A 2,753-nucleotide genomic window follows, 5' to 3' on the forward strand; every position below is an offset into this window, starting at 1 on the left:
ATCGTGTTCGACGACGCCGATCTGGATCGCGCCGCCGACATCGCGATGATGGCCAACTTCTACAGCTCGGGTCAGGTCTGCACCAACGGTACCCGCGTGTTCGTGCCGAACGCACTGAAGGCTGAATTCGAAGCGAAGATCCTGGAACGCGTGAAGCGTATTCGCGCCGGTAACCCGGAAGACGAAAACATCAACTTCGGCCCGCTGGTCAGCTTCGAACACATGGAAAGCGTGCTGGGCTACATCGCCAGCGGCAAGGAACAGGGCGCACGTCTGCTGTGTGGCGGCGAGCGACTGACGGGCGGTGACTTCGCCAAAGGCGCGTATGTAGCGCCGACCGTGTTCACCGACTGCACCGACGAGATGACCATCGTGCGTGAAGAGATCTTCGGCCCGGTGATGAGCATCCTCGGTTATGACACTGAAGACGAGGTGGTTCGCCGCGCCAACGACACCGATTTCGGCCTGGCCGCCGGTATCGTGACCCGCGACCTGAACCGCGCACACCGCGTGATTCATTTGCTGGAAGCCGGTATCTGCTGGATCAACGCCTGGGGCGAGTCGGCGGCACAAATGCCGGTCGGCGGCTACAAGCAGTCGGGTGTGGGTCGCGAAAACGGCATCAGCTCCCTGGCCCAGTACACACGCATCAAGTCGGTCCAGATCGAGCTGGGCGACTACGCGTCGGTTTTCTAAGGCTCGCTGAGTTGGATTTCGTTTGAGGCGAGGCCTTCGCGAGCCAGCTCGTGAAGAGGCCCGCCTCAAGTAGCGCACTAGCATGGGGTGCTAGGGGTCGAGCCACAAGCTGCCCGACCCGCGCTGATTTGCATTTGCCCCACCTACCTTGAAGAGGGCGCAGTTATGACCCAGGAATACGACTACATCATCATTGGTGCCGGCTCTGCCGGTAACACTCTGGCAGCCCGTCTCACCGAAGACGAAGGCGTCACCGTTCTGCTGCTGGAAGCCGGCGGCCCGGACTATCGTCTGGATTTCCGGACCCAGATGCCTGCCGCGCTGGCATTTCCGCTGCAAGGTCGTCGCTACAACTGGGCCTACGAGACCGAGCCAGAGCCGCACATGAACAACCGCCGCATGGAGTGCGGTCGCGGCAAGGGCCTGGGTGGCTCGTCGCTGATCAACGGCATGTGCTACATCCGTGGCAACGCGATGGACTATGACGGCTGGGCGAAAGAGCCAGGTCTTGAGGACTGGACCTACCTCGATTGCCTGCCGTATTTCCGCAAGGCCGAAACACGCGACATCGGCCCCAACGACTACCACGGCGGCGACGGCCCGGTCAGCGTGACCACGCCCAAGGCCGGCAACAACCCGTTGTTCCATGCCATGGTCGAGGCCGGTGTGCAGGCCGGTTACCCGCGTACTGATGACCTGAACGGTTATCAGCAGGAAGGCTTCGGTCCCATGGATCGCACCGTGACGCCTAAAGGCCGTCGTGCGAGCACCGCTCGTGGCTACCTGGACGAAGCGAAAAAGCGCTCGACGCTGACCATCGTCACCCATGCCCTGACTGACCGCATCCTGTTCGAAGGCAAGCGTGCAACAGGCGTGGCGTATCTGGTAGGCGACAGCGATGCACGTCATGAAGCCCGTGCCCGCAAGGAAGTCCTGCTGTGCGCCGGTGCAATCGCATCGCCGCAGATCCTGCAACGTTCCGGCGTCGGCCCTGCCGATCTGTTGAACAAGCTCGACATCCCGGTGGTTCATGACCTGCCGGGCGTTGGCGAGAACCTTCAGGACCACCTGGAAATGTACCTGCAGTACGCGTGCACCCAACCGGTGTCGCTCTACCCGTCACTGATGTGGTGGAACCAGCCTGCGATCGGCGCGGAGTGGATGTTCCTCGGCACCGGCATCGGCGCCAGCAACCAGTTTGAGGCCGGTGGTTTCATTCGCTCGAGCGAGGCGTTCGAGTGGCCGAACATTCAGTACCACTTCTTACCGGTGGCGATTAATTACAACGGCACCAAGGGCGTGAAAGAGCACGGCTTCCAGGCACACGTCGGTTCCATGCGGTCGCCAAGCCGCGGCCGAGTGCACGCCAAGTCCAAGGATCCACGCGAGTACCCGAGCATCCTGTTCAATTACATGGCCTCCAGGCAAGACTGGCAGGAGTTCCGCGACGGCATTCGCCTGACCCGCGAAATCATGCAACAGCCTGCGCTGGATCCGTACCGTGGCCGCGAAATCAGCCCCGGCATTGACGTGCAGTCTGACGAAGCGCTGGACACCTTCGTACGTGAACACGCCGAAACGGCCTATCACCCGTCGTGCTCCTGCAAGATGGGCACCGACGAGATGGCAGTCGTCGATGGCCAGGGTCGTGTGCACGGTATGCAGAGCCTGCGTGTGGTGGATGCGTCGATCATGCCGATCATCACCACCGGCAACCTGAACGCGCCGACGATCATGATCGCCGAGAAAATCGCCGACAAGATCCGTGGCCGCCAGCCCCTGCCGCGCAGCACCGCCGATTACTTCGTGGCGGGCGACAAGCCAGCGCGTGGCAAGCCGCTGCGTGAGGTCACGCACCAGGCTTGATTACCTTGGTCGACTGAACCTCGGTCTTCGCGGACAAGTCCGCTCCCACGGGTACGGCCATTCCGAACGTGGGAGTCTTCGCGTACAAACCCCACGGTAGTACGACCTGTAGGAGTGGACTTGTCCACGAATGCAATGCGTCAGGCGCTGCCGATGGAGGGGTTGTGCACATCTCTTCGCGGACAAGTCCG

At 61.9% G+C, this 2,753-nt stretch carries 2 protein-coding genes; both read left to right on the forward strand.

Translation table 11 applies throughout. The features are described 5' to 3' along the window. Positions 1-696: aldehyde dehydrogenase family protein (locus tag BZK31_RS28630; RefSeq protein ID WP_157900836.1), on the forward strand; the 696-nt coding region annotated here is incomplete at its 5' end. Between the two features lie 165 nt (positions 697-861). Next, a complete protein-coding gene (betA, locus tag BZK31_RS28635; RefSeq protein ID WP_083186486.1) occupies positions 862-2,562 on the forward strand; it encodes a choline dehydrogenase in 1,701 nt (566 codons plus the stop codon). Positions 2,563-2,753: the final 191 nt, after the last annotated feature.

It is taken from the genome of Pseudomonas floridensis, assembly GCF_002087235.1.
GTDB lineage: Bacteria > Pseudomonadota > Gammaproteobacteria > Pseudomonadales > Pseudomonadaceae > Aquipseudomonas > Aquipseudomonas floridensis.

Bases quoted from the DNA above. Each gene is read 5' to 3' on its own strand.
- betA (WP_083186486.1), top strand. From the start codon at position 862: ATGACCCAGGAATACGACTACATCATCATTGGTGCCGGCTCTGCCGGT.